The following is a 26028-nucleotide window of genomic DNA, read 5'->3' on the forward strand; positions in this document are numbered from 1 at the left end:
GTTGGGGAACAGCGGGGCGGGCAGCGTGCCGCGCAGGCGGCCCCCGGCGTCCATCACCACGGCCGAGTTGCGCACCAGGGGCGCGCCGGTGTCCCGCCAGGCGGAGGACTCGCCGACCGGGTTGGGCGGGCCGTGCACCTGGCCCAGGTAGGTGTCCGAGAACAGCCACAGCACCCGTCCGTCGGGCAGCCGCAGCGAGTGGGTGCCGTCGCCGCCGGTCCAGTCGTCGGTGCGGGTGGCGTCGTCTCCGTAGCGGGCGAACTCACCGGTGAGCCGGTCGTCCTTCGACCAGGAGGTGACCGTGTGCGGCGCGCACCCGCCGCCCTCCCGGCCGTCGTCGTCGGGCAGGGCGGTGAGCAGCACGGCCCCGAGAACCAGGGCCAGCAGCAGGCCGAGGCCGGTTCCCGTCCGCTGTCGTGCTCGTCGGTCGTCGGGCACCCAGGGGACGTTAGCGGCTGCCGACGGCACGGTCCATGGGCACTGACGTCAGGGCCGCAGCACCACCTTGCCCAGGTTGCCCCGCGCCTCGACCACCGCGTGCGCCTTCGCCGCGTCCCCCAGAGCGAACTCCCCGTGCACGACGGGCCGCACCGCGCGCTCCGCGTGCAGCCGCCACAGCTCCCGCCGCCACCGCTCGTACAACTCCGGCTTCCCGCGGGCGATCCGGGCCGTCTGGAAGCCGATCACGGACTTGGCGCCCACGAGCAGGTCGTACGCCCGCACGGTCCCGCCGCCCGAGCTGTACGCCACCAGCCGCCCGCCCGGGGCCAGCGCCGCGATCGCCGGGGTCAGCAGCTCGCCGCCCACCGCGTCCAGGACGTAGTCGACGGGTTCGCCCCAGCCGTCGGCCCCGTAGACGATCACCTCGTCGGCACCGAGGGACCGTACGAAACCGGCCTTTCCCGGGTCCGACACCGCGCCCACCACCCCAGCTGCGCCCCGCCGCCGCGCCAGTTGGACGGCCAGGTGCCCGACACCGCTCGCCGCCGCCGTGATCAGGGCCGCCTCGCCCGGCTCGGGGCGGGCCGCATCCAGGGCGCCGAGGGCGACCAGACCGCCGCGGACCAGGGCGACCGCGTCGACGACGGACGCCGTGTCCGGGACGGGCGAGGCCATGGCCTCGTGCAGCAGCGCGAAGTCGGCGTAGCCGTGCCCGAAGCACAGGCCGGTCACCCGGTCTCCGGCGGCGAAGCGGGTGACGCCCGCGCCGGCCGCCACCACCTCCCCGGCGATCTCGCCGCCGAGCGGAACGGGCTCGGCCGCCTCGGTGACCTTGCGGACGACGGGGAGGGTGACGCCGACGGCCTCGCAGCGGACGAGGAGCTCTCCGGGGCCGGGCTCCGGGACGGGGGCCTCCTCCACGAACAGGGGGCCACCGGTGGACTCGTAGCGGACGCGCCGCATCACACCTCCAGGGATCGCACGGAACCGTCGGGGCCCCAACGGTATCGGCGTTCATTGGGAACCCCAACGAGTTTTGGCTAGGCTGCCGACATGTCAGACGCCCCGCTCGCCGCGATCCGCTCCCTGCCCAGCTGGCTGCTCGGCCGTGCGGCCGCCCGTGGACGCGCCCTGGTGGCCGAGGCGCTCGCGGCGGAGGGCTTGAGGATGTGGCACCACGTGGTGCTCTCCGCCGTCCGCGACCTCGCCCCGGTCGCCCAGGCCGACCTCGGACGGAGCGTCCAGCTCGATCCGAAGGACCTGGTCGGCGTCCTCAACGACCTCCAGGCCGCCGGCCTGGTCGTCCGCGAACCGGATCCCGCGGACCGCCGCAAGAACGCGGTGTCCCTCACCGCGGAGGGCGCGCGGTCGCTGGCGCGCTGCGAGAAGGCGGCGCGCGCGGCCAACGACGACCTGCTCGCCCCGCTCTCGGCCGCCGAACGTGACCGGTTCATGAAGATGTTGATCCGGATTTCCGGTACTACGGAGGGCTGACGGCGGATAACGTTCCGTCATGACCGCACCCCTCGCCCTCCATCCCGCGCGCAGCGCCCTCGTCCTGGTCGATCTGATGGACCGGATCGTCGCGCTGCCCCTGGAGCCCCGCAAGGGCCCCGAAGTCCTGTCCACCGCCGAGGAGTTGGCGGCCGCCTTCCGCTCGGCGGGCGCGACCGTCGTCCTCGTCCGCGTCGAACGGCCCGGCGTCGCCGAACAGCCGCCCGGCAGCGGCCTGGTGGCGGGCCTGGCGCGGGACGGCGACGTCGAGATCGTCAAGCGCACCATCGGCGCCTTCCAGGGCACGGACCTGGACGCCGTACTGCGCGAGCGGGGCGTCACCACCCTGGTCCTCGGCGGGATCGCCACCAACCTCGGCGTCGAGTCCACCGCCCGCGCGGCCGGCGACCTCGGCTACGACCTGGTCTTCGTCGAGGACGCCATGTCGGCCTTCACGGCGGCCGAACACGACGCGTCGACCCGCCTCGACTTCCCGAGGCTGGGGACGGTGGTACGGGCGGCGGAGGTGCGGTTCGTCGCCGGCTGACCCAGGGGTGCCGGCGGGGCCCCTGTGCGGCGCAGGGGGCGCTCCCCGCCGGTCGGGGCCCCGCCGCCGTGTCGCGGGGAGCCGGTCAGGCCTGGGCGGCCGCGGTCCGCAGGGTGAGCCGGTGTTCGCCCGCGTACACGTTCATGGAGCTGCCCCGCAGGAAGCCCACCAGGGTCAGGCCGGTCTCGGCGGCCAGGTCCACGGCCAGCGAGGACGGCGCGGAGACCGCGGCCAGCACCGGGATGCCGGCCATGACCGCCTTCTGCGCCAGCTCGAAGGAGGCCCGCCCGGAGACGAGGAGGACGGTGCGGGACAGGGGCAGGTTCCCGCTCTGCAGGGCGCGGCCCACCAGCTTGTCGACCGCGTTGTGCCGGCCGACGTCCTCCCGGACGTCCAGCAGCTCGCCGTCCTCGGTGAACAGGGCCGCCGCGTGCAGACCCCCGGTCCGGTCGAAGACCCGCTGGGCCGCGCGGAGCCGGTCGGGGAGGTCCGCGAGCAGTTCGGGATCGAGGCGGACCGGGGGAGTGTCGGCCAGCGGCCAGCGGGCCGTCGTGCGCACCGCGTCGAGGCTCGCCTTGCCGCACAGGCCGCAGGACGAGGTCGTGTAGACGTTCCGTTCGAGGGTGATGTCGGGGATCGCCACGCCCGGCGCCGTCCGCACGTCGACCACGTTGTACGTGTTCGAGCCGTCGACGGTGGCACCCGCGCAGTACACGATGTTCTGCAGGTCCGCCTGCTCGGCGAGTACGCCCTCGCTGACCAGGAAGCCCGCGGCCAGCGCGAAGTCGTCGCCCGGGGTGCGCATGGTGATCGCGAGCGGTTTGCCGTTCAGCCGGATCTCCAGCGGCTCCTCCGCGACCAGGGTGTCGGGGCGCGAGGAGACGGCCCCGTCCCGGATGCGGATCACCTTGCGTCGTTCCGTGACTCGTCCCATGTGTGCCTCAGTCCCGGTTCTGTACGTGCTGGTAGCCGAAGCGGCCCTTGATGCAGAGGTTGCCGTGGGTCACCGGGTTGTCGTGCGGCGAGGTGACCTTCACGATCTCATTGTCCTGCACGTGGAGCGTGAGGTTGCAGCCCACTCCGCAGTACGCGCAGACCGTGGTCGTCTCCGTCTGCTTGGTCTCGTCCCACGTACCCGCCGCACGCATGTCGAACTCCGACTTGAACGACAGCGCTCCGGTCGGGCACACCTCGATGCAGTTCCCGCAGTACACACAGGCGGAGTCGGTCAGCGGGGCGTCCTGCTCGACGGCGATCCGGGCGTCGAAGCCGCGGCCGGAGACGGAGATCGCGAAGGTGTTCTGCCACTGGTCGCCGCAGGCGTCGACGCACTTGTAGCAGAGGATGCACTTGTCGTAGTCGCGCACGTACAGATCGTTGTCGACCCTCGGCTCCTCGCCCAGCCGGGCCGCGTCCGGGCCGAACCGGTCCGGCTTCGCCTCGTACTCCTTGATCCATCCGGCGACCCGCTCAGTCGTCGACAGGTCGACCGAGGAGGCCAGCAGTTCGAGGACGATCTTGCGGCTGTGCCGGGCGCGCTCGGTGTCCGTGCGGACGAGCATTCCGGGCTCGGCCCGGCGTGAGCAGGCCGGTACCAGGGTCCGGGAGCCCTCGACCTCGACCACACACACCCGGCAGGCGTTCTTGGGGCGCAGGGTGTCGCCCTGGCACAGGGTCGGCACGTCCTTCCCGGCCGCCCGGCACGCGTCGAGGACGGTCGAGCCCTCCGGGACCCGGACCTCCTGGCCGTCCAGGGTGAACTCCAGCAGCCGGCGCGGAATCCCGAGCGGTGTCACGGTCATGCGTAGGCCCCCAGACGGTCGATGGCGGATTCCACGGCGTTCCACGCGGTCTGTCCCAGACCGCAGATCGAGGCGTCCCGCAGGGCGCGCCCGACCTCCCTGAGCAGGGCGATGTCGTCGGCCGCGGCCGCCCCCGTGCGCTCGACGATCCGGTGCAGCGCCTCCTCCTGCCGTACCGTCCCGACCCGGCACGGCACGCACTGCCCGCAGGACTCGTCCCGGAAGAACTCGGCGATCCGCAGCAGCAGCCGGGGCAGCGGAACGCTGTCGTCGAAGGCCATGACGACGCCCGAGCCGAGCGTGGTGCCTGCTTCCCGGGTGCCTTCGAAGGTGAGCGGGATGTCCAGTTCGTCGGGCCGTACGAAACCGCCGGCCGCCCCGCCGAGGAGGACGGCCCTCAGGCCCGGGCGCACCCCGGCCAGCTCCAGCACCTCACCGAGCGTCGCGCCGAACGGCAGCTCGTAGACGCCGGGCCGGTCCACGCTGCCGGAGACGCAGAACAGTTTGGGTCCGGTGGACTTCCCGGTGCCGATCGCCGCGTAGGCCGGTGCGCCCATGGTCAGGATCGGCAGGACGTTGACGAGCGTCTCGACGTTGTTCTCCACCGTCGGTTTGCCGAACAGGCCCTTCTCGACCGGGAAGGGAGGCTTGGAGCGCGGTTCGCCCCGGTAGCCCTCGATGGAGTTGAACAGGGCCGTCTCCTCGCCGCAGATGTAGGCGCCCGCACCGCGCCGGATCTCGATGTCGAAGGCGTGGCCCTGGCCGAGGACGTCGTCGCCGAGGAAGCCACGCGCGCGTGCCTGCGCGATCGCGTGCTCCAGACGGCGCAGGGCGCGCGGGTACTCGCCGCGCAGATAGACGTACCCCTGGTGCGCGCCGGTCGCGTACGCGGCGATCGTCATGGCCTCCACCAGCGCGTACGGGTCGCCCTCCAGGAGCACGCGGTCCTTGAAGGTGCCCGGCTCGGATTCGTCGGCGTTGCAGACCAGGTAGTGGGGGTGGTCGGGCTGCGACGCCGTGGCCTGCCACTTGCGGCCGGTGGGGAAGGCAGCGCCGCCACGCCCGACCAGGCCGGAGTCGGTCACCTCGCGGATCACTCCGGCGGGACCGAGTTCGAAGGCGCGGCGCAGGGCGGTGTAGCCGCCGTGGGCGCGGTAGTCGTCGAGGGAGGACGGGTCGACCAAGCCCACCCTGCCGAGCAGGACGAGTCCCGGGTCCCCGGCCTGCGGCACCGCCGTCGCCGCCGGCGGCTCCTCGGGCGCCGAGTCGGGGGCGGTCGCGGCGAGGACGGCCTCCCGCACGGTCGCCGGCGCCGACACCGCCGTACGCACCGGATCGCCCGCCCTGACGGCGAGTGCGGCCGGGGCGCGTTCGCACAGGCCGAGGCAGGGGCCGCGCTGCACGGACACACCGGGGCCGAGCCCTGCCTCGACCCCGGCGCACAGGTCGGCCGCGCCGGCCGCCGTGCACGCGAGGTCCGTGCAGACGTGGAGAACGGTCGCGGGGCGGGGCCGGAGCGAGAACATCGCGTAGAAGGTGGCGACCCCGTACGCCTCCGCCGGCGGCACGGTCAGCCGCCGGCACAGGTAGTCCAGCCCGCCCTCGCTGATCCATCCGACGCGGTCGCTCAGGGCGTGCAGCCCCGGCAGCAGCAGGTCGCGGCGGTCCCGGGCCGCGCGGCCGCCGCGGGCCCACCGCAGGTCGGCGTCGGACCGGTCGGCGCCCTCCCAGGAGGACTCCGGAGGCCCCAACAGGGCGTCCACGGCGGCCCGTTCGTCGTCCGTCGGCTTGCTGTCGCCGAAGTGCAGGTCCATCAGGTCACCTCACGATGGTCGCGACGGGAAGCTTCTCGATCCGGATCGCCGAGGCCTTGAACTCCGCCGTCCCGGCGATCGGGCAGGTGGCCTCGATCGTCAGCTGGTTGGTGTCCACCTCGTCGGGAAAGTGCATGGTCATGAACGCGAGCCCGGGACGCAGTGCCGGGTCGATCCACACCGGCGCCACGACCGACCCGCGCCGCGAGGACACCTGTACCTCCTCGCCGACCACGACCCCGTAGTGCTCGGCGTCCTCCGGGGACAGCTCGACGTACTCGCCGCGCCGCAGCGGGGAGGCGTAACCCCCGCTCTGCACCCCGGTGTTGTAGGAGTCGAGGCGGCGTCCGGTGGTGAGCCGGACCGGGTACTCCTCGTCGGTGAGGTCGACCGGCGGATCGTGCCGCACGATCCCGAAGGGCGCCGGCATCCCGCGCCTGGCCGGGTCCTTCTCCCACAACCGGCCGTGCAGAAAGGTCGGTTCGAGGTCCTCGGTGCTCGGGCACGGCCACTGGATGCCCTGGTGCTCCTCCAGACGCTCGTACGTCATCCCGTGGTGGTCCGGCGAGAGCGAGCGCAGCTCGTTCCAGACGGCCTCCGAGTCGGCGTACTTCCAGTCGTGGCCCAGACGTGCGGCCAGCTCGCAGATGATGTCGACGTCCTCGCGGGCCTCGCCGGGCGGGGTGACCGCTCGCCGGACCCGCTGGACCCGCCGCTCGCTGTTGGTGGTCGTGCCCTCGGTCTCCGCCCAGCCGGCCGTGGCGGGCAGGACGACGTCCGCGAGCTCGGCCGTCCTCGTCAGGAAGATGTCCTGGACGAGGAGGAAGTCGAGCTGCCGCAGACGCCGTACGGCCTGCTCGCTGTCGGCCTCCGACTGCGCCGGGTTCTCCCCGACGCAGTAGACGGCCCGCAGGGAGCCCGCCTCCATCGCCTCGAACATCTCGGTGAGGTTCAGCCCGTGGTGGGGCTCGATGACGGTGTTCCACGCCGATTCGAACTTCAGCCGGGTGTCCGCGTCGAGGATGTCCTGAAAGCCGGGCAGCCGGTTGGGGATCGCGCCCATGTCGCCGCCGCCCTGCACGTTGTTCTGACCGCGCAGCGGCTGCAAGCCGGCGCCGTAGCGGCCCACTTGGCCGGTCAGCAGGGAGAGGTTGATGAGCGCGCGGACGTTGTCGGTGCCGTTGTGGTGCTCGGTGATGCCGAGGGTCCAGCACAGCTGGGCGCGCTCGGCGCGGGCGTAGGCATGCGCCAACTCCCGTATCGCGCGCGCCGGTACGCCCGTCACCTTCTCGGCGAGCGAGAGCGTCCACGGCTCGACGAGCGCCCGGTACTCCTCGAATCCGGTGGTTGCCCGCTCGATGAACGCGTCGTTGGCCAGGCCCGCGTGGATGATCTCCCGGCCGATCGCGTGCGCCATCGGGATGTCGGTGCCGACGTTCAGCCCGAGCCAGCTCTCCGCCCACTCGGCGGTGGAGGTGCGCCGCGGGTCGACGGCGTACATCCGCGCGCCGTTCCTGATGCCCTTCAGCACGTGCTGGAAGAAGATCGGGTGGGCGAAGCGGGCGTTGGAGCCCCACATCACGATGACGTCCGTGTGCTCGATCTCCTCGTACGAGGACGTCCCGCCGCCTGAGCCGAACGCGGCGGAGAGCCCGGCGACGCTCGGGGCGTGACAGGTCCGGTTGCAGGAGTCGACGTTGTTGGTGCCCATGACGACCCGGGCGAACTTCTGCGCCACGTAGTTCATCTCGTTGGTGGCGCGGGCGCAGGAGAACATGCCGAACGCGCCGCGGTTGCGGTCCAGGCCGCGGGCCGCGCGGTCCAGGGCCTCCTCCCAGCTCGCCCGCCGGAACGGCTCGTCACGGGAGTCCCGCACCAGGGGGTGGGTGAGGCGGGTGTAGGTCTTCGGCTGACGCTTCCTCATGCGGCGCTCCTCAGCGCGAGCAGGTCCGAGATGGCGTGCACGGTGCGCAGGGTGGGCACCTCCACACCGGTGATCTCCGCCAGTTCGACGACGGCGGCGAGCAGGACGTCGAGTTCGAGCGGCTTGCCGCGCTCCAGGTCCTGGAGGGTGGAGGTGCGGTGGTCGCCGACGCGTTCGGCGCCGGCCAGCCGGCGTTCGATGGAGACGCCGACCTCGCAGCCGAGGGCCTCGGCGACCGCGAGCGTCTCGGCCATCATGGTCTCGATGACCTTGCGGGTGCCGCCGTGCCGGCACATCTGGCGCATGGTGGCCCGGGACAGTGCGCTGATCGGGTTGAACGAGATGTTGCCCAGCAGCTTGAGCCAGACGTCGTTGCGCAGGTCCGGCTCCACCGGGCACTTCAGACCGCCGGCGACCATGGCCTCGCTGAAGTCGAGGCAGCGCTTCGAGACGCTGCGGTCGGGCTCGCCGACGGAGAACCGGGTGCCTTCGAGGTGCCGTACGACTCCCGGCCCCGCCAGCTCCGTCGCCGCGTAGACGACACAGCCGACGGCCCGTTCGGGCGCGAGCACCGCGCTGACCGCGCCGCCCGGGTCCACGCTCTCGACGCGGTGGCCGTCGTAGGGGCCGCCGTGCCGGTGGAAGTACCACCAGGGGATGCCGTTCTGGGCGGCGACCACCGTGGTGGTGTCGTGCAGAAGGGGCTCGATGAGCGGCCCGCACGCCGCGTACGAGGTGGCCTTCAGACCGAGGAAGACGTGGTCGACCGGGCCGATCTCGGCCGGGTCGTCGGTGGCGTGGGCGTGCGCGGTGAAGTCGCCGCGCGGACTGAGCACCCGTACTCCGTGCCGCCGCATGGCCGCCAGGTTCGGTCCACGGGCCACCAGATGCACGTCGGCGCCGGCGCGGTGGAGCGCGGCACCGACGTAGGCGCCGATCGCACCGGCGCCGAGGACTGCGACTTTCATGACGAGACAGCTCCGTTCGGTCGAGGGATACCGAGGAGAGGGCCGCACTGTCGAATCTTGTCGACCGAATATTGTCTACAGTATGGAAGTTGGGGGGACAAGACTTCGCGCAGCACCTGGGACACCGGGCGCCGGGACGGCCCGTGACCGTTCGTCCTCCGCCGCCGACCGTTCGTCGCGCCGTGCATACCGCTCATCGCATACGGTCGACGCTTTGCCCTCCCGTACCTTCCCAACTCCCTTACGGATTCCTAGGGTTCGGGATCATGAGCCCCCCTGTAGCGCCACCCGGCTGGAGCCGCTGGCTCGTCCCCCCGGCCGCCCTCTCCGTCCACCTCTCCATCGGCCAGGCCTACGCCTGGAGCGTCTTCAAGCCGCCGCTCGAATCCGCCCTGAACCTCGACGGCACCGAGAGCGCGCTGCCGTTCCAGTTCGCCATCGTGATGCTCGGTCTGTCGGCCGCGTTCGGCGGCACGCTCGTCGAGCGCAAAGGGCCGCGCTGGGCGATGACCGTGGCGCTGGTCTGCTTCTCCTCCGGCCTGCTGCTGTCCGCGCTCGGCGCGGAGACCAAGCAGTTCTGGCTGATCGTCCTCGGCTACGGCGTGGTCGGCGGCGTCGGCCTCGGCATCGGCTACATCTCGCCCGTGTCCACATTGATCAAGTGGTTCCCGGACCGGCCCGGCATGGCCACCGGCATCGCCATCATGGGCTTCGGCGGCGGCGCGCTGATCGCCTCGCCCTGGACGGCGCAGATGCTGTCCTCCTTCGGCACCGACAACTCCGGGATCGCGCTGGCGTTCCTGGTCCTCGGGCTGTCGTACGCCGTCTTCATGTCGCTCGGTGTGCTGCTGGTGCGGGTGCCGCGCACCGAGAAGCCGGTCCAGGACGCGCCCAGCGCCTTCGAGGGCGTGCAGGTGTCGGCGGCGAGCGCGGTGCGCACCCCGCAGTTCTGGTGCCTGTGGCTCGTGCTCTGCATGAACGTGACGGCGGGCATCGGCATCCTGGAGAAGGCCGCCCCGATGATCACGGACTTCTTCGCCGACACCTCGGCCGCCGTCTCGGCGTCCGCCGCCGCCGGTTTCGTCGCGCTGCTGTCCGCCGCCAACATGGCGGGCCGCATCGGCTGGTCGTCCACCTCCGACCTGATCGGCCGCAAGAACATCTACCGCGTGTACCTGGGCGTCGGCGCGGTGATGTACGCGCTCATCGCCCTGTTCGGCGACTCCTCCAAGCCGCTGTTCGTGCTGTGCGCGCTGGTCATCCTCTCCTTCTACGGCGGCGGCTTCGCGACCGTCCCCGCCTATCTGAAGGACCTCTTCGGCGCCTACCAGGTCGGCGCGATCCACGGCCGGCTGCTCACCGCCTGGTCCACGGCCGGTGTGCTCGGACCGCTGATCGTCAACTGGATCGCCGACCACCAGAAGGACGCCGGCAAGACCGGCTCGTCCCTCTACACCGTGTCCTTCGTCATCATGATCGGCCTGCTCGTCGTCGGCTTCGTCGCCAACGAACTCGTCCGGCCGGTCGACCCCCGTCACCACGTCCCCGCACCGAGGAAGGCCGCCGATGTCGGAGCACGACAGCAGCCAGAGTCCGCCTGACCGGCGCCCGCTGATCGCCTTCGCCTGGCTGTGGGTGGGCGCGCCGCTCGTCTACGGCGTCTACGAACTCGTGGAGAAGGCGACGAAGCTGTTCACCGGGTGAGCGTTCGGCAGGTGTTCGGGCGTCCGAGGGCCTGACAGAAGCCCACAACCCGGACGCCCGTTTCCTGTCGCCTCGGCTGCCGCCGTACTCGTGAGTCACTGATCAGACTGGTGGATCCCGCAACCCGAAGCAGCAACGAGGGGGATCCGCCCATGAACGGCTCGCGCATCGCCGCCGTAGGCCATTACCAGCCCGCCAAGGTGCTCACCAACGAGGATCTGGCGGGCATGGTGGACACCAGCGACGAGTGGATCACATCCCGGGTGGGGATCCGTACCCGGCACATCGCCGGGCCCGACGAACCCGTCGACGAACTCGCCGCGCACGCCGCCGCGAAGGCGCTCGCGGCGGCGGGCCTGGCGCCGGGCGACATCGACCTGGTGCTGGTCGCCACCTCCACGGCCGTCGACCGCTCGCCCAACATGGCCGCCCGGGTCGCCGCCCGGCTCGGCATCCCTTCGCCCGCCGCGATGGACGTCAACGTGGTCTGCGCCGGGTTCACCCATGCCCTGGCCACCGCCGACCACGCGGTGCGCGCCGGTGCCTCGGTCCGCGCCCTGGTCATCGGCGCCGACAAGATGTCCGACGTGACCGACTGGAGGGACCGCACCACCTGTGTGCTCGTCGGCGACGGGGCGGGGGCCGCCGTGGTCGAGGCCGCCGACCGTCCGCTGATCGGGCCGGTGCTGTGGGGCTCCGTGCCCGAGATGGGGCACGCGGTGCGGATCGAGGGGACGCCGGCCCGGTTCGCGCAGGAGGGGCAGAGCGTCTACCGCTGGGCCACCACCCAGCTGCCGTCCATCGCCCGCAAGGCCTGCGAACGCGCCGGGCTCGCGCCCGAGGAACTCGCCGGGGTCGTCCTGCACCAGGCCAACCTGCGCATCATCGAGCCCCTCGCCGAGAAGATCGGCGCCGTGAACGCCGTCGTCGCGCGGGACGTCACCGAGTCCGGGAACACGTCCGCGGCGAGCATCCCCCTCGCCCTGTCCAAGCTGGTCGAACAGGGCTCCCTCTCCACCGGCGACCCAGTCCTGCTCTTCGGCTTCGGCGGCAACCTGTCGTACGCCGGACAGGTCGTCCGCTGCCCGTGAGCGGGGGTTTGCCGGGCAGCAGCGGACTGAATGGCCGTGTGCCGATCCGGCGTGTGCCGATCCGGCGTGTGCCGATCTGGCGTGTGACGAGGTCAACTCGCCGTCCCCCTGGCGGTTGTGCGCCGTAGACTGTAGACGAAAGACAATCGATACTGGCTTCCGGCTGCAGTTGCCCCGCGCTGCCCAGGAGGGGGACCGACCGATGTTGTCGACAGGACTGCCGCAGGGCGCGGTGCCCAAGCTCGAACGGCCCGGCCCGCTGCGCGACCGCGTCTACGAGGCACTGCTCGAACTCATCACCACCCGCGCCCTCCAGCCCGGCCAGCACCTGGTCGAGAGCGAACTCGCCGGCCACCTCGGTGTGTCCCGGCAGCCGGTGCGGGAGGCGCTGCAGCGGCTGAACACCGAGGGCTGGGTCGATCTCCGGCCCGCCCAGGGCGCGTTCGTGCACGAGCCGACGGAGGAGGAGGCCGACCAGCTGCTCACCGTCCGTACGCTGCTGGAGGCCGAGGCGGCCCGGCTGGCCGCCGCCAACGCCGGCAGCGACGGCATCGCGGTCCTTCAGGAGCTGTGTGCCGAGGGGGAGAAGGCGGTTACCGCCGACGACGTGGACGGCGCGGTGGCGATGAACGCCCGCTTCCACGCCAAGATCATGGATCTCGCCGGCAACGCGGTCCTCGCCGAACTGGCGGCCCAGGTCGACCGCCGGGTGCGCTGGTACTACACGCCGATCGCCCGCCAGCGCGGCCGGCAGTCCTGGATCGAGCACCGCGAGCTGATCGCCGCGATCGCGGACCGGGACGAGCAGCGGGCCACCCGGCTGATGCGCGACCACACCGAACACACCCGGCGGTCGTACCACGAGCGGGGGGAGTCCTGACCCCGCGACTCCCTTCTTTGTCCTGTGAGTGGAGAAAGTTGTAGCGAATTCGCGCACGGCTTCTTCTCAGGCTCGGTGTTCCTTGCTACGTTCCCCTCGAAAGCCGGAACACTGGCGGCCGATTGAGGCGGGGAGGGGCTCGTGAGACGCATGACGGCACGACCCGCCAACGCCCATCAGGCCAAACTGCTCAAGCTGTTGCGCGACGCGGGACCCAACTCCCGTGCGCAGCTGGGCGATCAGGTCGACCTCTCACGGTCCAAACTGGCCGTGGAGGTGGACCGGCTGCTGGAGACGGGCCTGGTCGTGGCCGACGGGCTCGCCGCCTCGCGCGGCGGCCGCCGCTCCCACAACGTCCGGCTCAATCCGGAACTGCGCTTCCTCGGCGTCGACATCGGCGCGACCTCGGTCGACGTCGCCGTCACCAACGCCGAACTGGAGGTCCTCGGCCACCTCAACCAGCCGATGGACGTCCGCGAGGGCCCGGTCGCGGTCTTCGAGCAAGTCCTGTCCATGGCCGCGAAGTTGAGGGCCTCGGGGCTCGCGGAGGGTTTCGACGGCGCCGGCATCGGCGTCCCGGGACCGGTCCGCTTCCCCGAGGGCGTCCCGGTGGCTCCGCCCATCATGCCGGGCTGGGACGGCTTCCCCGTACGGGAGGCGCTCAGCCAGGAACTCGGCTGCCCGGTCATGGTCGACAACGACGTGAACCTCATGGCGATGGGGGAGATGCACGCGGGCGTCGCACGTTCCGTGGGTGACTTCCTCTGCGTCAAGATCGGCACCGGCATCGGCTGCGGCATCGTCGTCGGCGGTGAGGTCCACCGCGGGGTGACGGGCAGCGCGGGCGACATCGGGCACATCCAGGCCGTGCCCGACGGGCGCCCGTGCGCCTGCGGCAACCGGGGCTGTCTGGAAGCCCACTTCAGCGGGGCGGCCCTCGCCCGGGACGCCGTGGAGGCGGCCGGGCAGGGGCTGTCGGAGGAACTCGCCTCGCGCCTCGCGGCGCACGGCACCCTCACCGCGGTGGACGTCGCCGCCGCGGCCGCCGCCGGTGACGCCACCGCCCTCGATCTGATCCGCGAGGGCGGCAACCGTACCGGCCAGGTCATCGCCGGCCTGGTCTCCTTCTTCAACCCGGGCCTGGTGGTGATCGGCGGCGGGGTCACCGGCCTCGGCCACACCCTGCTCGCCGCGATCCGCACCCAGGTCTACCGTCAGTCGCTGCCGCTCGCGACGGGCAACCTGCCCATCGTGCTGGGGGAGTTGGGCCCGAACGCCGGAGTCATCGGCGCCGGCCGCCTCATCAGCGACCATCTGTTCTCACCCGCGTAAGCGCTCATTCCCGTACGGCTCACGTGTACGGCGCCCTGCCGCGCCGTGCCCCGAACACACCTGCCCGCAGGCGCACCGACCGAGCCTGCCCGCACGCACCCTGCAACCGGCCCGCACGCCCGCCAAGGGGATCCGCATGGCACCAGAACCACCGCTGCTCAGCATGTCCGGCATCACCAAGTCATTCCCCGGAGTCCGGGCCCTCGACGGAGTCGACCTCGACGTCCAGGCCGGTGAGGTGCACTGTCTGCTCGGCCAGAACGGGGCCGGCAAGTCCACCCTGATCAAGGTCCTGTCCGGCGCCCACCAGCCCGACACCGGCACGATCGGCTGGCGCGGCGAGCCGGTCACCCTCCGCTCGCCCATCGCCGCCATGCGCCTCGGCATCGCCACCATCTACCAGGAACTCGACCTGGTGGAGCATCTGTCGGTCGCCGAGAACGTCCACCTCGGCCACGAGCCGACGGCGGCCGGGTTCGTCGTCCGGGCGAAGACGGCGAAGGCGTCGACCGCCGAGCTGCTGAGGCGACTCGGACATCCGGAGATCGACCCGGCCCGGCTGGTGGGGGAGTTGTCGGCGGCCCAGCAGCAGATCGTGTCCATGGCGCGGGCGCTCTCCCACGACGTACGGCTCATCGTGATGGACGAGCCGTCGGCCGCCCTCGACCCGGACGAGGTCGACAACCTCTTCCGCATCGTCGGCGACCTGACCGGCGAGGGAGTCGCCGTCGTCTACATCTCCCACCGGCTGGAGGAGATCCGCCGCATCGGCGACCGGGTGACCGTGCTGAAGGACGGACGGGCGGTGGCCCGCGGGCTCCCGGCGAAGTCGACGCCGACCCGTGAGGTGGTCGCGCTGATGACGGGCCGCAACGTCGAGTACGTCTTCCCGAAGCGGCCCGCCTCGGCACCGGATACGACCCCGGTGCTGGAGGTTCAAGGGCTCGCGCGGGAAGGGGAGTTCGCGCCCCTGGACCTGGAGGTGCGGTCCGGTGAGATCGTCGGCCTCGCCGGACTCGTCGGCTCCGGGCGCTCGGAGATCCTGGAGACGATCTACGGCGCCCGCAGGCCGACCGCCGGTCACGTACGGGTGGACGGTCGTGTGTTGCGGCCCGGGAGCGTACGGGCCGCGGTCCGGGCCGGGCTCGGGCTCGCCCCCGAGGAACGCAAGGCGCAGGCCCTGCTGATGCTGGAGTCCGTCACCCGCAATGTCTCCGTCTCCTCCATGTCCCGCTTCTCGCGCGCCGGCTGGATCGACCGGGGTGCCGAACTCGGGGCGGCGCGGGCGGCCACACGCGAGCTGTCCCTGCGGCCCGACAACCCCTCCGTGCCCGTCCGCACCCTCTCCGGCGGCAACCAGCAGAAGGCCGTCCTGGCCCGCTGGCTGCTGCGCGGCTGCCGCGTCCTGCTGCTCGACGAGCCGACCCGGGGCGTCGACGTCGGCGCCCGCGCCGAGCTGTACGCGGTCGTGAGGCGCCTGGCCGACGAGGGCCTCGCCGTCCTGCTGGTCTCCAGCGAGGTGCCCGAGGTGCTCGGCCTCGCCGACCGCGTCCTGGTGCTCCGGGAGGGACACGTCGTCCACACGGCACCCGCCCGGGAGCTCGACGAACACCGCGTACTCGACCTCGTCATGGAAGGAAGCCCGGCGTCATGACGCAGCACGCCTCCCCGCCACGGGACAACACCGACAAGGTGCCGACGACCGGCCAAGTCCCCGTCTGGCGCGGTCTGTTCGCCCGCGCCGACGTCCGCACCCTCTCCCTCCTCGGCGTCCTCGCGGCCCTGGTCCTGATCGGCGGCATCACCAAGCCCGACGAGTTCCTCGACACCCGCAACCTCCAGCTCGTCCTCACCCAGGCCTCCGTCATCGGCGTCGTCACCGTCGGCATGACCTTCGTCATCACCTCCGGCGGCATCGACCTGTCGGTCGGCGCGATCGTCGCCCTGGCGTCGGTGTGGGCGACGACGGTCGCCACACAGGACTACGGCTTCGCCGGGGTCCTCTTCACGGCGGTGATCGTCGGCGTGGGCTGCGGCCTGGTGAACGGGCTGCTCATCGCGTACGGCAACATGGTCCCCTTCATCGCCACCCTCGCCATGCTCGCCTCGGCCCGCGGCCTGGCCCTGCAGATCACCGACGGCCGCACCCAGATCGTCACCATCGACGGCATCCTCAAGCTCGGCGAGCGCGACTCCTACGTGCTCGGCGTCCCGCCGCTGGTCCTGGTCTTCGCGGTCGTGACGATCATCGGCTGGCTGCTCCTGAACCGCACCACCTTCGGGCGCCGCACGGTCGCCGTCGGCGGCAACGCGGAAGCCGCCCGGCTCGCCGGCATCGACGTCCGCCGTCAGCGGCTGTACCTGTACCTGCTGTCCGGGCTGTGCTGCGGCATCGCCGCCTTCCTGCTGATCGTCCTGTCCGGCTCCGGCCAGAACACCAACGGCAACCTCTACGAGCTGGACGCCATCGCGGCGGCCATCATCGGCGGAACGCTGCTGAGCGGGGGACGCGGGACCATCACCGGCTCGGTGCTCGGCGTCCTGATCTTCACGACGATCACCAACATCTTCGCCCTGAACAACCTGCAGAGCGACGTCCAGCAGATCGCCAAGGGGGCGATCATCGTCGCCGCCGTGCTGGTGCAGCGGCGTGGCGCGCGCACGTCCTGAGGTCTGAGGAAAGGTTTCAGTACTATGTCACATTCCACCGGCGCCAGTGCTATGTCACATGGCACCAGCCGCAGAGGCCTCCTCTTCGGAGCCGCCGCCGTCTCCACCACCGCCCTCCTCACCGCTTGCACGAGCAACGAGAGCAAGGACGAGAAGACCGCGGCCGACAACCGGCCCGCCGCGGACGACAAGCCGGGCAAGCACGTCACCATCGGCTTCGCCGGACCCCAGGCCGACCACGGCTGGCTCAACGCCATCAACGACAACGCCGAGAGCCGCGCCAAGAAGTACTCCGACGTCACCCTCGAGATCACCGAGGGCTCCAACGACACGGCCGCCCAGATCGGCCAGATCGAGACCCTGATCAACAAGAAGGTCGACGTCCTGGTCGTGCTGCCCGCCGACGGCAAGGCGCTGACCCAGGTCGGCCTGAAGGCGATGCGGGCCGGCATCCCCGTCGTCAACCTGGACCGCATCTTCAACTCCCCGCAGGCGTACCGCTGCTGGATCGGCGGCGACAACTACGGCATGGGCCTCAACGCCGGCACCTACATCGGCGAGAAGCTGAAGGGGAAGCCGAACGCCAAGGTCGTCGAGCTGGCCGGACTGGACAACCTGGAGCTCACCAAACAGCGCAGCAAGGGCTTCGACGACGCCTTGAGGAACTACCCCAACATCAGGAAGGTGGCCCGCCAGGCCGCCGAGTTCACGGTCGAGTCCGGCCAGGCCAAGATGGCCCAACTCCTCCAGGCCCAGCCCAAGTTCGACGCGCTGTGGAACCACGACGACGACCAGGGCGTGGGCGCGCTGCGCGCCATCGAGCAGGCCGGGCGGGACGACTTCCTGATGGTAGGCGGCGCCGGAGCGCTCTCCGCCTTCCAGGCCCTCAAGCAGGACAACGGCGTACTGAAGGCGACCGTCCTCTACCCGCCGACCATGGCCGCGTCCGCGATCGACCTGGCCCGCGCCCTCGGCCAGGGCAAGGGCGTGAGCGGCATGGCCGAGTTCGAGATCCCGGCCTCGATCACGCTCTACTCGGCCGTCGTCGACAAGGACAACGTCGACCAGTACATGCCCACCGGCTTCCGCTGACCGCCCCGCACCCCCCACGGCACAGGCACGAAGAGGACGAGGAGGACATCCGTATGGCACAGCCCCAGCAGTCGGACGGACCGGAGGCCGCGAAGCCACCCCTGCGCGTCGGCATGGTCGGCTACGCCTTCATGGGCGCCGCCCACTCCCAGGGCTGGCGCACCGCGGGGCGCGTCTTCGACCTGCCGCTGCGGCCGGTCATGGCCGCGATCTGCGGACGCGACGCGACGGCCGTACGGGCGGCGGCCGACCGGCACGGCTGGGCGACGGCCGAGACCGACTGGCGGGCCCTGATCGCACGCGACGACATCGACCTCGTCGACATCTGCACCCCCGGCGACAGCCACGCCGAGATCGCCCTCGCCGCCCTCGCCGCCGGCAAGCACGTCCTGTGCGAGAAGCCGCTCGCGAACACCGTGGAGGAGGCCTCGGCCATGGCTGCGGCGGCCGAAGCCGCCCACCAGCGCGGTCAGTTGGCGATGGTCGGCTTCAACTACCGCCGGGTGCCGGCGACCGCCCTGGCCCGGCGGATGGTGGCGCAAGGGCGCCTCGGACAACTGCGGCACGTCCGGGTGACGTACCTTCAGGACTGGCTCGTCGACCCGGAGTTCCCGCTCACCTGGCGGCTGCGCAGGGAACTGGCCGGCTCGGGCTCGCTCGGCGATCTCGGCGCGCACATCGTCGACCTCGCGCAGTACCTCGCGGGGGAGAGGCTCGCGGGGGTGTCCGCCCTGACGGAGACCTTCGTACGGGAGCGTCCGCTGCCCGTCGGCGCCACCAGCGGCCTGTCCGCCGTCTCGTCCGCAGGCACCGGGCAGGTCACCGTCGACGACGCCGCCCTGTTCACCGGCCGCTTCGCCTCGGGCGCCCTCGCCTCCTTCGAGGCGACCCGCTACGCCACCGGCCGCAAGAACGCCCTGCGCATCGAACTCAACGGTGAGCGCGGCTCGCTCGCCTTCGACCTGGAGCGGCTCAACGAGCTGTCGTACCACGACGGCACGGAGCCGGGAACGCACGCCGGCTTCCGCCGCATCCTCGTCACCGAACCCGACCACCCCTACCTGGACGCCTGGTGGCCGCCGGGCCACGGTCTCGGCTACGAGCACACCTTCGTCCACCAGGCCCGCGACCTCGTCCACGCCGTCGCGGAGGGCCGCCGGCCCGAACCCTCCTTCGCCGACGGGCTGCAGGTGCAGCGCGTGCTGGCGGCGGTGGAGGAGAGCGCCGAGAAGAACTCCGTCTACACGCCCGTCGCCGTCTGAGGAGGTCCCCGGACATGCCACGCCAGTTCACGCTCTTCACCGGCCAGTGGGCGGACCTGCCCCTGGAGGAAGTCTGCCGCCTCGCCCGCGACTTCGGCTACGACGGCCTCGAACTCGCCTGCTGGGGAGACCACTTCGAGGTCGACAAGGCGCTCACCGACCCTACCTACCTCAGGTCGAGGCACGAGTTGCTGGAGAAGTACGGCCTCGAGTGCTGGGCCGTCTCCAACCACCTCGTCGGACAGGCCGTCTGCGACGCCATCATCGACGAACGCCACCAGGCCATCCTGCCGGGCGAGATCTGGGGCGACGGGGACCCGGAAGGGGTACGGCGGCGCGCTGCGGACCGCATGAAGGACACCGCGCGGGCCGCGGCGGCCTTCGGCGTGGAGACCGTCATCGGCTTCACCGGCTCCGCGATCTGGCACCTGGTCGCCATGTTCCCGCCCGCGCCCGAGTCGATGATCGAGCGCGGCTACGAGGACTTCGCCGAGCGCTGGAACCCGGTCCTCGACGTCTTCGACGCGGAGGGCGTGCGGTTCGCCCACGAGGTCCATCCGAGCGAGATCGCCTACGACTACTGGACAACGCACCGGGCTCTGGAGGCAGTTGGGCACCGCCCCGCCTTCGGCCTGAACTTCGACCCCTCGCACTTCGTGTGGCAGGACCTGGACCCTGTCGGCTTCCTCTGGGACTTCCGCGACCGGATCTACCACGTCGACTGCAAGGAGGCCCGCAAGCGCCTGGACGGCCGCAACGGCCGCCTCGGCTCCCATCTGCCCTGGGGCGACCCGCGCCGGGGCTGGGACTTCGTGTCCGCGGGCCACGGCGACGTGCCCTGGGAGGACGTCTTCCGGATGCTGCGCTCCATCGACTACCAGGGCCCGATCTCCGTCGAGTGGGAGGACGCCGGCATGGACCGGCTCCAGGGCGCCCCCGAGGCCCTGACCCGCCTCAAGGCCCACGACTTCGAGCCGCCGTCGGCCTCCTTCGACGCGGCGTTCGGCAACTGAGCCCGAACACAAGCCAGTTCGTTTTCCGCATCTCCGGGATGACGGCGCATCCCGGCGTACGCACCCGCCCGTACAACCGGCCCCCCATGGAGGCATTCGTGCACGGGAACGACCGCACCACCCGCACCGAAGGACTCACACCGCACAGACGGCGCCTCCGCCGAGCGATCGCCCTCCTCGGCGGCGCGCTCCTCGCCGGCGCCTCGCTCACCCTGACCACGCCCCAGGCCGGCGCAGCCGTCGCCGACCCGGGGACCGCTTCGGCCGCGTCGAGGGGTTCGGCCGCGTCTGCCGCGTCGGCGGCCTCGGCGGCGGAGGACTTCCAGCAGGTCACCCTCGCCAAGGGGGAGGCGGAGGTCGGCGAACCCATGTCGCTCGCCGTCCTCCCCGACAGCTCCGTCCTGCACACCTCACGCGACGGCGAGCTGCGCCTCACGGACGCCGCCGGCAACACCCGGCTGATCGGCAAGCTCGACGTCTACTCCCACGACGAGGAAGGGCTCCAAGGCGTCGGCGTGGGCCCGGACTTCGCGACCAACCGCGCCATCTACCTCTACTACGCGCCCCCGTTGGACACCCCGGCCGGTGACGCCCCCGAGACGGGCACCGCGGCCGACTTCGCCCCCTTCGACGGCGTCAACCGCCTCTCCCGCTTCGTGCTGAAGGCCGACGGCACCCTCGACACCGCCAGCGAGAAGAAGGTCATCGACATCCCGGCCTCCCGCGGCCTGTGCTGCCACGTCGGCGGCGACATCGACTTCGACGCGGCCGGCAACCTCTACCTGTCGACGGGCGACGACACCAACCCCTTCCAGTCGGACGGCTACACGCCCATCGACGAGCGCGCCGACCGCAACCCCGCCTTCGACGCCCAGCGTTCCGCGGGCAACACCAACGATCTGCGCGGCAAGATCCTGCGCATCAAGGTGAACGCCGACGGCTCGTACTCCATCCCCGACGGCAACCTCTTCGCGCCCGGCACCGACAGGACACGCCCCGAGATCTACGCGATGGGCTTCCGCAACCCGTTCCGCTTCAGCGTCGACAAGAAGACCGGAATCGTCTACGTCGGCGACTACGGCCCCGACGCGGGCGCCGCCGACCCGGCCCGCGGCCCGGCCGGCCAGGTCGAGTTCGCGCGCGTCACCGGCCCCGGCAACTTCGGCTGGCCGTACTGCACCGGCGCCAACGACGCCTACGTCGACTACGACTTCGCGACGAAGACCTCGGGCAGCTCCTTCGACTGCGGGGCCCCGAAGAACAACTCCCCGCACAACACCGGCCTCACCGACCTGCCCCCGGCCCAGCCCGCCTGGATCCCCTACAACGGCCCGTCCGTACCGGAGTTCGGCGACGGCTCCGAGTCCCCGATGGGCGGCCCGGTCTACCACTACGACGCCTCGCTCGACTCACCCGTCAAGTTCCCCGAGGCGTACGACGGCGACTTCTTCGCCGGTGAGTTCGGCCGCCGCTGGATCAAGCGCATCGTGAGCGACGCCAACGGCACCGTGCAGTCCGTCAACGCCTTCCCGTGGACCGGCACCCAGGTGATGGACATGGCCTTCGGACCCGACGGCGCGCTGTACGTCCTCGACTACGGCACCTCGTGGTTCGGCGGTGACGACAACTCCGGTCTGTACCGCATCGAGAACGCGACCGACGGCCACTCCCCGGTGGCCCAGGCCGCGGCGAACCGCACGTCCGGACAGGCCCCGCTGAAGGTGCGGTTCTCCTCCGCCGGTTCGTCGGACCAGGACGGTGACGCCCTCACCTACAGCTGGGACTTCGGGGACGGCGGCAGGTCGACGGCGGCGAACCCGGCGTACACGTACAAGAAGAACGGCACCTACACCGCGACCCTGACGGCGAAGGACCCCGGCGGCCGTACCGGCAGTGCGAGCGTGCAGATCGTCGTCGGCAACACGGCACCGACGGTGACCGTCGAACTCCCGCGTGACGGCCAGCTGTTCAGCTTCGGTGACGCGATCCCGTTCAAGGTGAGGGTCACCGACCCGGAGGACGGCACGGCCATCGACTGCTCCAAGGTGAAGGTCACCTTCGTCCTCGGCCATGACACCCACGGCCACCCGATCACCTCGGCGAACGGCTGCACCGGCACCCTCCAGACCACCGCCGACGGCGGCCACGACGAGAACGCCAACATCTTCGGGGTCCTGGACGCCGAGTACACCGACAACGGAGGCGGCGGCCAGGCCCCGCTCACCTCCCACGGCCGCAACGTCCTGCAGCCCCGCCACCGCCAGGCCGAGCACTTCGGCGACAGCTCCGGTGTCACCGTCGTCGCCCGGGACACCGCGCACGGCGGGAAGACGGTCGGTGACATCGGCAACGGCGACTGGATCTCGTTCACCCCGTACGCCCTGAGCAACGCCACCAAGATCACGGCGCGCGTGGCGTCCGGCGGCACGGGCGGGCGGCTGGAGATCCGCGCGGGTTCGCCCACCGGCACCCTGCTCGGCAAGGCGACCGTCCCGGTGACCGGCGGCTGGGACACCTTCCAGGACGTCAGCGCCGCCCTGTCCCGCGCACCGAAGGGCTCGACCACGCTCTACCTGGTCTTCAAGGGCGGTTCGGGCGCGCTGTTCGAGGTGGACGACTTCACCTTCACGACGAGCTGAGGGGAGGAAACGTGATGCGCTCAACCGGCCGCTCGGCCACCGTCGTCGTGGGCGCCGCACTGCTCCTCGGCTGCGTCTGCGGCCCCGCCGCCTCGCACCCCGGGGACGCCGGGAAACGGGTGCTGGTCTTCTCCAAGACCGCCGGCTTCCGGCACGACTCCATTCCGGCCGGCGTGGAGGCGGTCCGGCAGCTGGGTGCCGACGGCGGCTTCGCCGTCGACGCGACCGAGGACGCCGGAGCGTTCACCGCCGAGAACCTGCGCCGCTACGACGCGGTCGTGTTCCTGTCGACCACCGGGGACGTGCTGAACGACGCCCAGCAGAGCGCCTTCGAGGGCTACATCCGGCACGGCGGCGGCTATGTCGGCGTCCACGCCGCCGCCGACACCGAGTACGACTGGGCGTTCTACGGCGGCCTCGCGGGCGCCTACTTCCAGTCGCATCCGGCGATCCAGCCGGCGAAGGTGACCGTCGAGGACCGGGCTCACCCGGCGACCTCGGGCCTGGAACGGACCTGGTCCCGTACCGACGAGTGGTACAACTACCGCTCCAACCCCCGGGACCGGGCCCATGTCCTGGCCTCGCTCGACGAGTCCTCGTACACCGGCGGCACCATGAACGGCGACCATCCGATCGCCTGGTGCCAGACCTACCAGGGCGGCCGGGCCTTCTACACCGGAGGCGGCCACACCAAGGAGTCGTACGCCGAACCGGCCTTCCGGCAGCACCTGTTGGGCGGTCTGCGGTGGGCGACCGGCGACGCCCAGGCCGACTGCCGTCCCGAGAACGGCTACCGGCCGCTGCTCGACGGCACGTCCCTGGACGGCTGGAAGCAGGCGGGCCCCGGCTCCTTCACCCTGGCCGACGACGGCACGCTGACGTCGTCGGGCGGTATGGGCCTGCTCTGGTACGCCACGTCGGGCTTCACGTCGTACTCCCTGAAGCTCGACTGGACGATGGCCGGTCCCGACGGGGACGACAACTCCGGTGTGTTCGTGGGCTTTCCGCCCTCGGACGACCCGTGGTCGGCCGTGAACAACGGCTACGAGATCCAGATCGACGCCACCGACGTGCCCGACAGGACCACCGGGTCCGTCTACGGCTTCCAGTCCGCCGACCTGAAGAAGCGCGACCGTGCGCTGAACCCGCCGGGGGAGTGGAACACGTACGAGATCCGCGTGGAGGGTGAACGGCTCCGCGTCTGGCTCAACGGCGTGAAGATCAACGATTTCACCAACACCGACCCGGCCCGGAGCCTCGCCGACGGACACATCGGCATCCAGAACCACGGAGCCGACGACCAGGTGTCCTTCCGCGACCTCCGGATCAGGGAACTGCCCGGCAAGGGCGACTGAGCGGCGGCGGGCGGAGGACGCCGGACCTCCGCCCGCCGCCTTCCACCCGATCCGGGGGATCGCCGGACCCAGGAATTCCGTCGCGCGGGATTCATCGATCCCCGGAGCTGTTGATTTGTGGTGCTTCGTACCCGACGCGTTCGACGAGGAGGCTGCCCATGTCCGCGTCCCTTTCCGTATCCCGGCCACGTGTCGGGGTATGGCTGATCGGGGCCCGTGGCTCCGTCGCCACCACCGTCGTCGCGGGCTGCGCCGCGCTGACCGCCGGCCTGCGACCGCCGACCGGCCTGCTCACCGAGACCCCGGCGTTCGCGGACACCGGCCTGCCGCCCCTCGTCTCGCTCGTCTTCGGCGGACACGACACCCAGGACTGCCCCCTGCCGAAACGTGCCGAGGCCTTGGCGGCCGGAGGCGTCCTCCCGTCCGGCCTCCCCGCCGCCGTCTCGGCCGAACTGGCCGCCGCCGAGGAGGAGATCAGACCGGGCGGCCCGGTGCCGTGCGACACCCGCACCGAGGAGGAACTGATCGACGCCTTCACCGCGGACATCCATGACTTCGTACGACGACGCGGTCTGGACCGGGCGGTGGTGGTGAACGTCGCCTCCACCGAGCCCCCGGCAACGGACCGCGCCCTCCCGCCGAGCTCCCTCTACGCGGCGGCGGCCTTGCGCGCGGGCTGCCCCTATGTGAACTTCACCCCGTCGACCGGCCTGCACCACCCTTCGCTGGCAGCCGCCGCGGAGAGGAGCGGCCTGCCGTACGCCGGGCGCGACGGCAAGACGGGGCAGACGCTTCTGCGTTCCGTGCTGGGCCCGATGTTCACCCAGCGTGCCCTGTCGGTCCGCGCCTGGTCCGGCACCAACCTCCTCGGCGGCGGCGACGGCGCGGCACTGGCCGACCCGGCCGCGGCCGCCGCGAAGAACGCCGGCAAGGAGCGCGTCCTGGCCGAGACCCTCGCGGTGACTCCCGAGGGCGAGGTCCACATCGACGACGTCCCCGCACTCGGCGACTGGAAGACCGCCTGGGACCACATCGCCTTCGACGGCTTCCTCGGCACCCGCATGATCCTCCAGACCATCTGGCAGGGCTGCGACTCGGCGCTCGCCGCACCCCTGGTGCTCGACCTCGCCCGGCTGACGTCCCGAGCGCACGAGGCGGGCCTGGCCGGGCCTCTGGGCGAACTGGGCTTCTACTTCAAGGACCCGGTGGGTGAGGGACCGGCCGCGCTGGGCGAGCAGTACGCGGCGCTCCTCGGGTTCGCGGAACGACTGCGGGCGACGGACGGTGGGCGGGGCTTCGAGGGTGGATCCGCGGATTCCGATTCCGGCAGGCGCGCGGATCACGGTGGTTCGAATCACGGTGGTTCGAACCGGCAGGGGGAGCCGCGATGAGCAGGCTGCGAGCGTGGGACCTCGGCCGGTGGACGGGTCGGAGAGTCGGCCGACGTACCGGGTTCGGTGGCATGGCCCCGAAGCCGGTTTCCCAGGCGGATGCCGTGCAGGGAAGGGGCGGCGGGGGAGCTGCGCATGCTACTGAGCGGAAGCCGGTTCGGGAGGCGCCTGCCGTGGCCGGAAAGAGCGGCGGTGGAGTTGCGGGTGCCGGTGAGTCGATGCCGGCTTGGCAGGCGCCTGCCGTGGGCGGAAGGGGCGGCGGTGGAGCTGCGGATTCCGCTGACTCGACGCCGGCTTGGCAGGCGCCTGCCGTGGGCGCCGGACGGCGCAGCTGGACGGGTCGGACCGCCACGGCTCGAACGGCTGGACCCATGCCGTCGCCGGACGCTGCGCGCACCGCCTCCCTCGCCGAACACGCCCTCGCCTGGGCCGAACTGCTGCGGCTTCCCGCCCTGTTCACCGTCCCGGGTGACGCCCTCGCCGGCGCCGCCGCGACCGCCCCGGCCCCGAACGCCCGCACTCTCCTCGCCATCGGATCCTCCCTCTGCCTCTATGAGGCGGGCATGGCCCTCAACGACTGGTCCGACCGTGAGGAGGACGCGGTGGAGC

Annotated in this window: 21 protein-coding genes and 2 pseudogenes; 16 read left to right on the forward strand and 7 right to left on the reverse strand. The window is 71.6% G+C overall.

Translation table 11 applies throughout. The annotated features are described in order from the left end of the window. Together GRC12_RS21615 and GRC12_RS21620 are read right to left on the reverse strand one after the other, a co-directional pair. Window positions 1-438, reverse strand: a pseudogene (locus GRC12_RS21615) (DUF5005 domain-containing protein); the annotation flags it as partial. A gap of 48 nt (window positions 439-486) precedes the next feature. Next, a complete protein-coding gene (locus GRC12_RS21620) occupies window positions 487-1404 on the reverse strand; it encodes a quinone oxidoreductase family protein (RefSeq protein ID WP_208781026.1) in 918 nt (305 codons plus the stop codon). Between the two features lie 90 nt (window positions 1405-1494). On the opposite strand from GRC12_RS21620, the gene GRC12_RS21625 reads away from it, so the two are divergent. Together GRC12_RS21625 and GRC12_RS21630 are read left to right on the forward strand one after the other, a co-directional pair. After that, a complete protein-coding gene (locus GRC12_RS21625) occupies window positions 1495-1935 on the forward strand; it encodes a MarR family winged helix-turn-helix transcriptional regulator (RefSeq protein WP_208781027.1) in 441 nt (146 codons plus the stop codon). Between the two features lie 19 nt (window positions 1936-1954). After that, on the forward strand, window positions 1955-2482 hold the full coding sequence (locus GRC12_RS21630; protein ID WP_208781028.1) for an isochorismatase family protein: 528 nt from the start codon (window positions 1955-1957) through the stop codon (window positions 2480-2482). Between the two features lie 85 nt (window positions 2483-2567). Here the strand turns inward: GRC12_RS21630 and fdhD are convergent, their stop codons facing one another. From fdhD to GRC12_RS21655, 5 genes are read right to left on the reverse strand one after another with little or no spacing between them, the layout of a single operon-like run. Beyond that, window positions 2568-3416, reverse strand: coding sequence for a formate dehydrogenase accessory sulfurtransferase FdhD (gene fdhD, locus GRC12_RS21635; protein ID WP_208781029.1), 849 nt, complete (start codon window positions 3414-3416; stop codon window positions 2568-2570). Between the two features lie 7 nt (window positions 3417-3423). Next, the gene (locus tag GRC12_RS21640; RefSeq protein ID WP_208781030.1) at window positions 3424-4284 is read right to left on the reverse strand and encodes a 2Fe-2S iron-sulfur cluster-binding protein; all 861 of its coding nucleotides are present in this window, start codon (window positions 4282-4284) and stop codon (window positions 3424-3426) included. After that, complete coding sequence (locus tag GRC12_RS21645) at window positions 4281-6098, reverse strand: NADH-ubiquinone oxidoreductase-F iron-sulfur binding region domain-containing protein (RefSeq protein ID WP_208781031.1); 1818 nt, start codon at window positions 6096-6098, stop codon at window positions 4281-4283. Before GRC12_RS21645 ends, GRC12_RS21640 begins: the two co-directional genes overlap by 4 nt. A 4-nt stretch (window positions 6099-6102) precedes the next feature. Beyond that, window positions 6103-8022, reverse strand: a complete 1920-nt coding sequence (locus tag GRC12_RS21650; protein WP_208781032.1) for a molybdopterin oxidoreductase family protein — start codon at window positions 8020-8022, stop codon at window positions 6103-6105. Further along, a complete protein-coding gene (locus tag GRC12_RS21655; protein WP_208781033.1) occupies window positions 8019-8990 on the reverse strand; it encodes a 2-dehydropantoate 2-reductase in 972 nt (323 codons plus the stop codon). The genes GRC12_RS21650 and GRC12_RS21655 overlap by 4 nt, the downstream gene beginning before the upstream one ends. A gap of 266 nt (window positions 8991-9256) precedes the next feature. Here GRC12_RS21655 and GRC12_RS21660 point away from each other — a divergent pair, with 266 nt between their 5' ends. The 14 genes and pseudogenes from GRC12_RS21660 to GRC12_RS21725 form a co-directional block, all read left to right on the forward strand. Then, the gene (locus GRC12_RS21660; protein ID WP_208781034.1) at window positions 9257-10591 is read left to right on the forward strand and encodes an OFA family MFS transporter; all 1335 of its coding nucleotides are present in this window, start codon (window positions 9257-9259) and stop codon (window positions 10589-10591) included. Then, window positions 10557-10694, forward strand: coding sequence for an MFS transporter small subunit (locus tag GRC12_RS21665; RefSeq protein WP_208781035.1), 138 nt, complete (start codon window positions 10557-10559; stop codon window positions 10692-10694). Before GRC12_RS21660 ends, GRC12_RS21665 begins: the two co-directional genes overlap by 35 nt. Before the next feature lie 152 nt (window positions 10695-10846). Beyond that, on the forward strand, window positions 10847-11785 hold the full coding sequence (locus tag GRC12_RS21670) for a beta-ketoacyl-ACP synthase III (protein ID WP_208781036.1): 939 nt from the start codon (window positions 10847-10849) through the stop codon (window positions 11783-11785). A 202-nt stretch (window positions 11786-11987) separates the two neighbouring features. Beyond that, window positions 11988-12665 carry a GntR family transcriptional regulator gene (locus tag GRC12_RS21675; RefSeq protein ID WP_208781037.1) on the forward strand — a complete coding sequence of 226 codons (678 nt, stop codon included), beginning with the start codon at window positions 11988-11990 and terminating at the stop codon, window positions 12663-12665. A gap of 150 nt (window positions 12666-12815) precedes the next feature. Then, the gene (locus GRC12_RS21680; protein WP_133041916.1) at window positions 12816-13997 is read left to right on the forward strand and encodes an ROK family transcriptional regulator; all 1182 of its coding nucleotides are present in this window, start codon (window positions 12816-12818) and stop codon (window positions 13995-13997) included. Between the two features lie 136 nt (window positions 13998-14133). Further along, window positions 14134-15651 carry a sugar ABC transporter ATP-binding protein gene (locus GRC12_RS21685; RefSeq protein ID WP_208781038.1) on the forward strand — a complete coding sequence of 506 codons (1518 nt, stop codon included), beginning with the start codon at window positions 14134-14136 and terminating at the stop codon, window positions 15649-15651. Next, on the forward strand, window positions 15648-16667 hold the full coding sequence (locus tag GRC12_RS21690) for an ABC transporter permease (RefSeq protein ID WP_208781039.1): 1020 nt from the start codon (window positions 15648-15650) through the stop codon (window positions 16665-16667). Before GRC12_RS21685 ends, GRC12_RS21690 begins: the two co-directional genes overlap by 4 nt. Before the next feature lie 51 nt (window positions 16668-16718). Further along, on the forward strand, window positions 16719-17759 hold the full coding sequence (locus GRC12_RS21695; protein WP_208781040.1) for a substrate-binding domain-containing protein: 1041 nt from the start codon (window positions 16719-16721) through the stop codon (window positions 17757-17759). 53 nt (window positions 17760-17812) lie between these two features. Then, complete coding sequence (locus GRC12_RS21700; protein ID WP_208781041.1) at window positions 17813-19021, forward strand: Gfo/Idh/MocA family protein; 1209 nt, start codon at window positions 17813-17815, stop codon at window positions 19019-19021. Window positions 19022-19035: 14 nt separating this feature from the next. Next, window positions 19036-20034: a sugar phosphate isomerase/epimerase family protein gene (locus GRC12_RS21705; RefSeq protein ID WP_208781042.1), complete on the forward strand. Its 999-nt coding sequence runs from the start codon at window positions 19036-19038 to the stop codon at window positions 20032-20034. Window positions 20035-20132: 98 nt separating this feature from the next. Continuing rightward, window positions 20133-22673 (forward strand): PQQ-dependent sugar dehydrogenase, encoded by a 2541-nt coding sequence (locus GRC12_RS21710; protein WP_308286598.1) that lies wholly within the window; start codon window positions 20133-20135, stop codon window positions 22671-22673. A 14-nt stretch (window positions 22674-22687) separates the two neighbouring features. Then, complete coding sequence (locus GRC12_RS21715; RefSeq protein ID WP_208781044.1) at window positions 22688-24028, forward strand: ThuA domain-containing protein; 1341 nt, start codon at window positions 22688-22690, stop codon at window positions 24026-24028. A gap of 158 nt (window positions 24029-24186) precedes the next feature. After that, window positions 24187-25419, forward strand: coding sequence for an inositol-3-phosphate synthase (locus tag GRC12_RS21720; RefSeq protein ID WP_208781045.1), 1233 nt, complete (start codon window positions 24187-24189; stop codon window positions 25417-25419). A gap of 371 nt (window positions 25420-25790) precedes the next feature. Next, window positions 25791-26028: pseudogene (locus GRC12_RS21725) on the forward strand (SCO3242 family prenyltransferase); the annotation flags it as partial.

The organism is Streptomyces griseorubiginosus, from assembly GCF_017614965.1.
Classification (GTDB): Bacteria; Actinomycetota; Actinomycetes; order Streptomycetales; family Streptomycetaceae; genus Streptomyces; species Streptomyces griseorubiginosus_B.

Bases quoted from the DNA above. Each gene is read 5' to 3' on its own strand.
- GRC12_RS21620 (WP_208781026.1), bottom strand. From the start codon at position 1,404: ATGCGGCGCGTCCGCTACGAGTCCACCGGTGGCCCCCTGTTCGTGGAG.
- GRC12_RS21625 (WP_208781027.1), top strand. From the start codon at position 1,495: ATGTCAGACGCCCCGCTCGCCGCGATCCGCTCCCTGCCCAGCTGGCTG.
- GRC12_RS21630 (WP_208781028.1), top strand. From the start codon at position 1,955: ATGACCGCACCCCTCGCCCTCCATCCCGCGCGCAGCGCCCTCGTCCTG.
- fdhD (WP_208781029.1), bottom strand. From the start codon at position 3,416: ATGGGACGAGTCACGGAACGACGCAAGGTGATCCGCATCCGGGACGGG.
- GRC12_RS21640 (WP_208781030.1), bottom strand. From the start codon at position 4,284: ATGACCGTGACACCGCTCGGGATTCCGCGCCGGCTGCTGGAGTTCACC.
- GRC12_RS21645 (WP_208781031.1), bottom strand. From the start codon at position 6,098: ATGGACCTGCACTTCGGCGACAGCAAGCCGACGGACGACGAACGGGCC.
- GRC12_RS21650 (WP_208781032.1), bottom strand. From the start codon at position 8,022: ATGAGGAAGCGTCAGCCGAAGACCTACACCCGCCTCACCCACCCCCTG.
- GRC12_RS21655 (WP_208781033.1), bottom strand. From the start codon at position 8,990: ATGAAAGTCGCAGTCCTCGGCGCCGGTGCGATCGGCGCCTACGTCGGT.
- GRC12_RS21660 (WP_208781034.1), top strand. From the start codon at position 9,257: ATGAGCCCCCCTGTAGCGCCACCCGGCTGGAGCCGCTGGCTCGTCCCC.
- GRC12_RS21665 (WP_208781035.1), top strand. From the start codon at position 10,557: ATGTCGGAGCACGACAGCAGCCAGAGTCCGCCTGACCGGCGCCCGCTG.
- GRC12_RS21670 (WP_208781036.1), top strand. From the start codon at position 10,847: ATGAACGGCTCGCGCATCGCCGCCGTAGGCCATTACCAGCCCGCCAAG.
- GRC12_RS21675 (WP_208781037.1), top strand. From the start codon at position 11,988: ATGTTGTCGACAGGACTGCCGCAGGGCGCGGTGCCCAAGCTCGAACGG.
- GRC12_RS21680 (WP_133041916.1), top strand. From the start codon at position 12,816: ATGACGGCACGACCCGCCAACGCCCATCAGGCCAAACTGCTCAAGCTG.
- GRC12_RS21685 (WP_208781038.1), top strand. From the start codon at position 14,134: ATGGCACCAGAACCACCGCTGCTCAGCATGTCCGGCATCACCAAGTCA.
- GRC12_RS21690 (WP_208781039.1), top strand. From the start codon at position 15,648: ATGACGCAGCACGCCTCCCCGCCACGGGACAACACCGACAAGGTGCCG.
- GRC12_RS21695 (WP_208781040.1), top strand. From the start codon at position 16,719: ATGTCACATGGCACCAGCCGCAGAGGCCTCCTCTTCGGAGCCGCCGCC.
- GRC12_RS21700 (WP_208781041.1), top strand. From the start codon at position 17,813: ATGGCACAGCCCCAGCAGTCGGACGGACCGGAGGCCGCGAAGCCACCC.
- GRC12_RS21705 (WP_208781042.1), top strand. From the start codon at position 19,036: ATGCCACGCCAGTTCACGCTCTTCACCGGCCAGTGGGCGGACCTGCCC.
- GRC12_RS21715 (WP_208781044.1), top strand. From the start codon at position 22,688: ATGCGCTCAACCGGCCGCTCGGCCACCGTCGTCGTGGGCGCCGCACTG.
- GRC12_RS21720 (WP_208781045.1), top strand. From the start codon at position 24,187: ATGTCCGCGTCCCTTTCCGTATCCCGGCCACGTGTCGGGGTATGGCTG.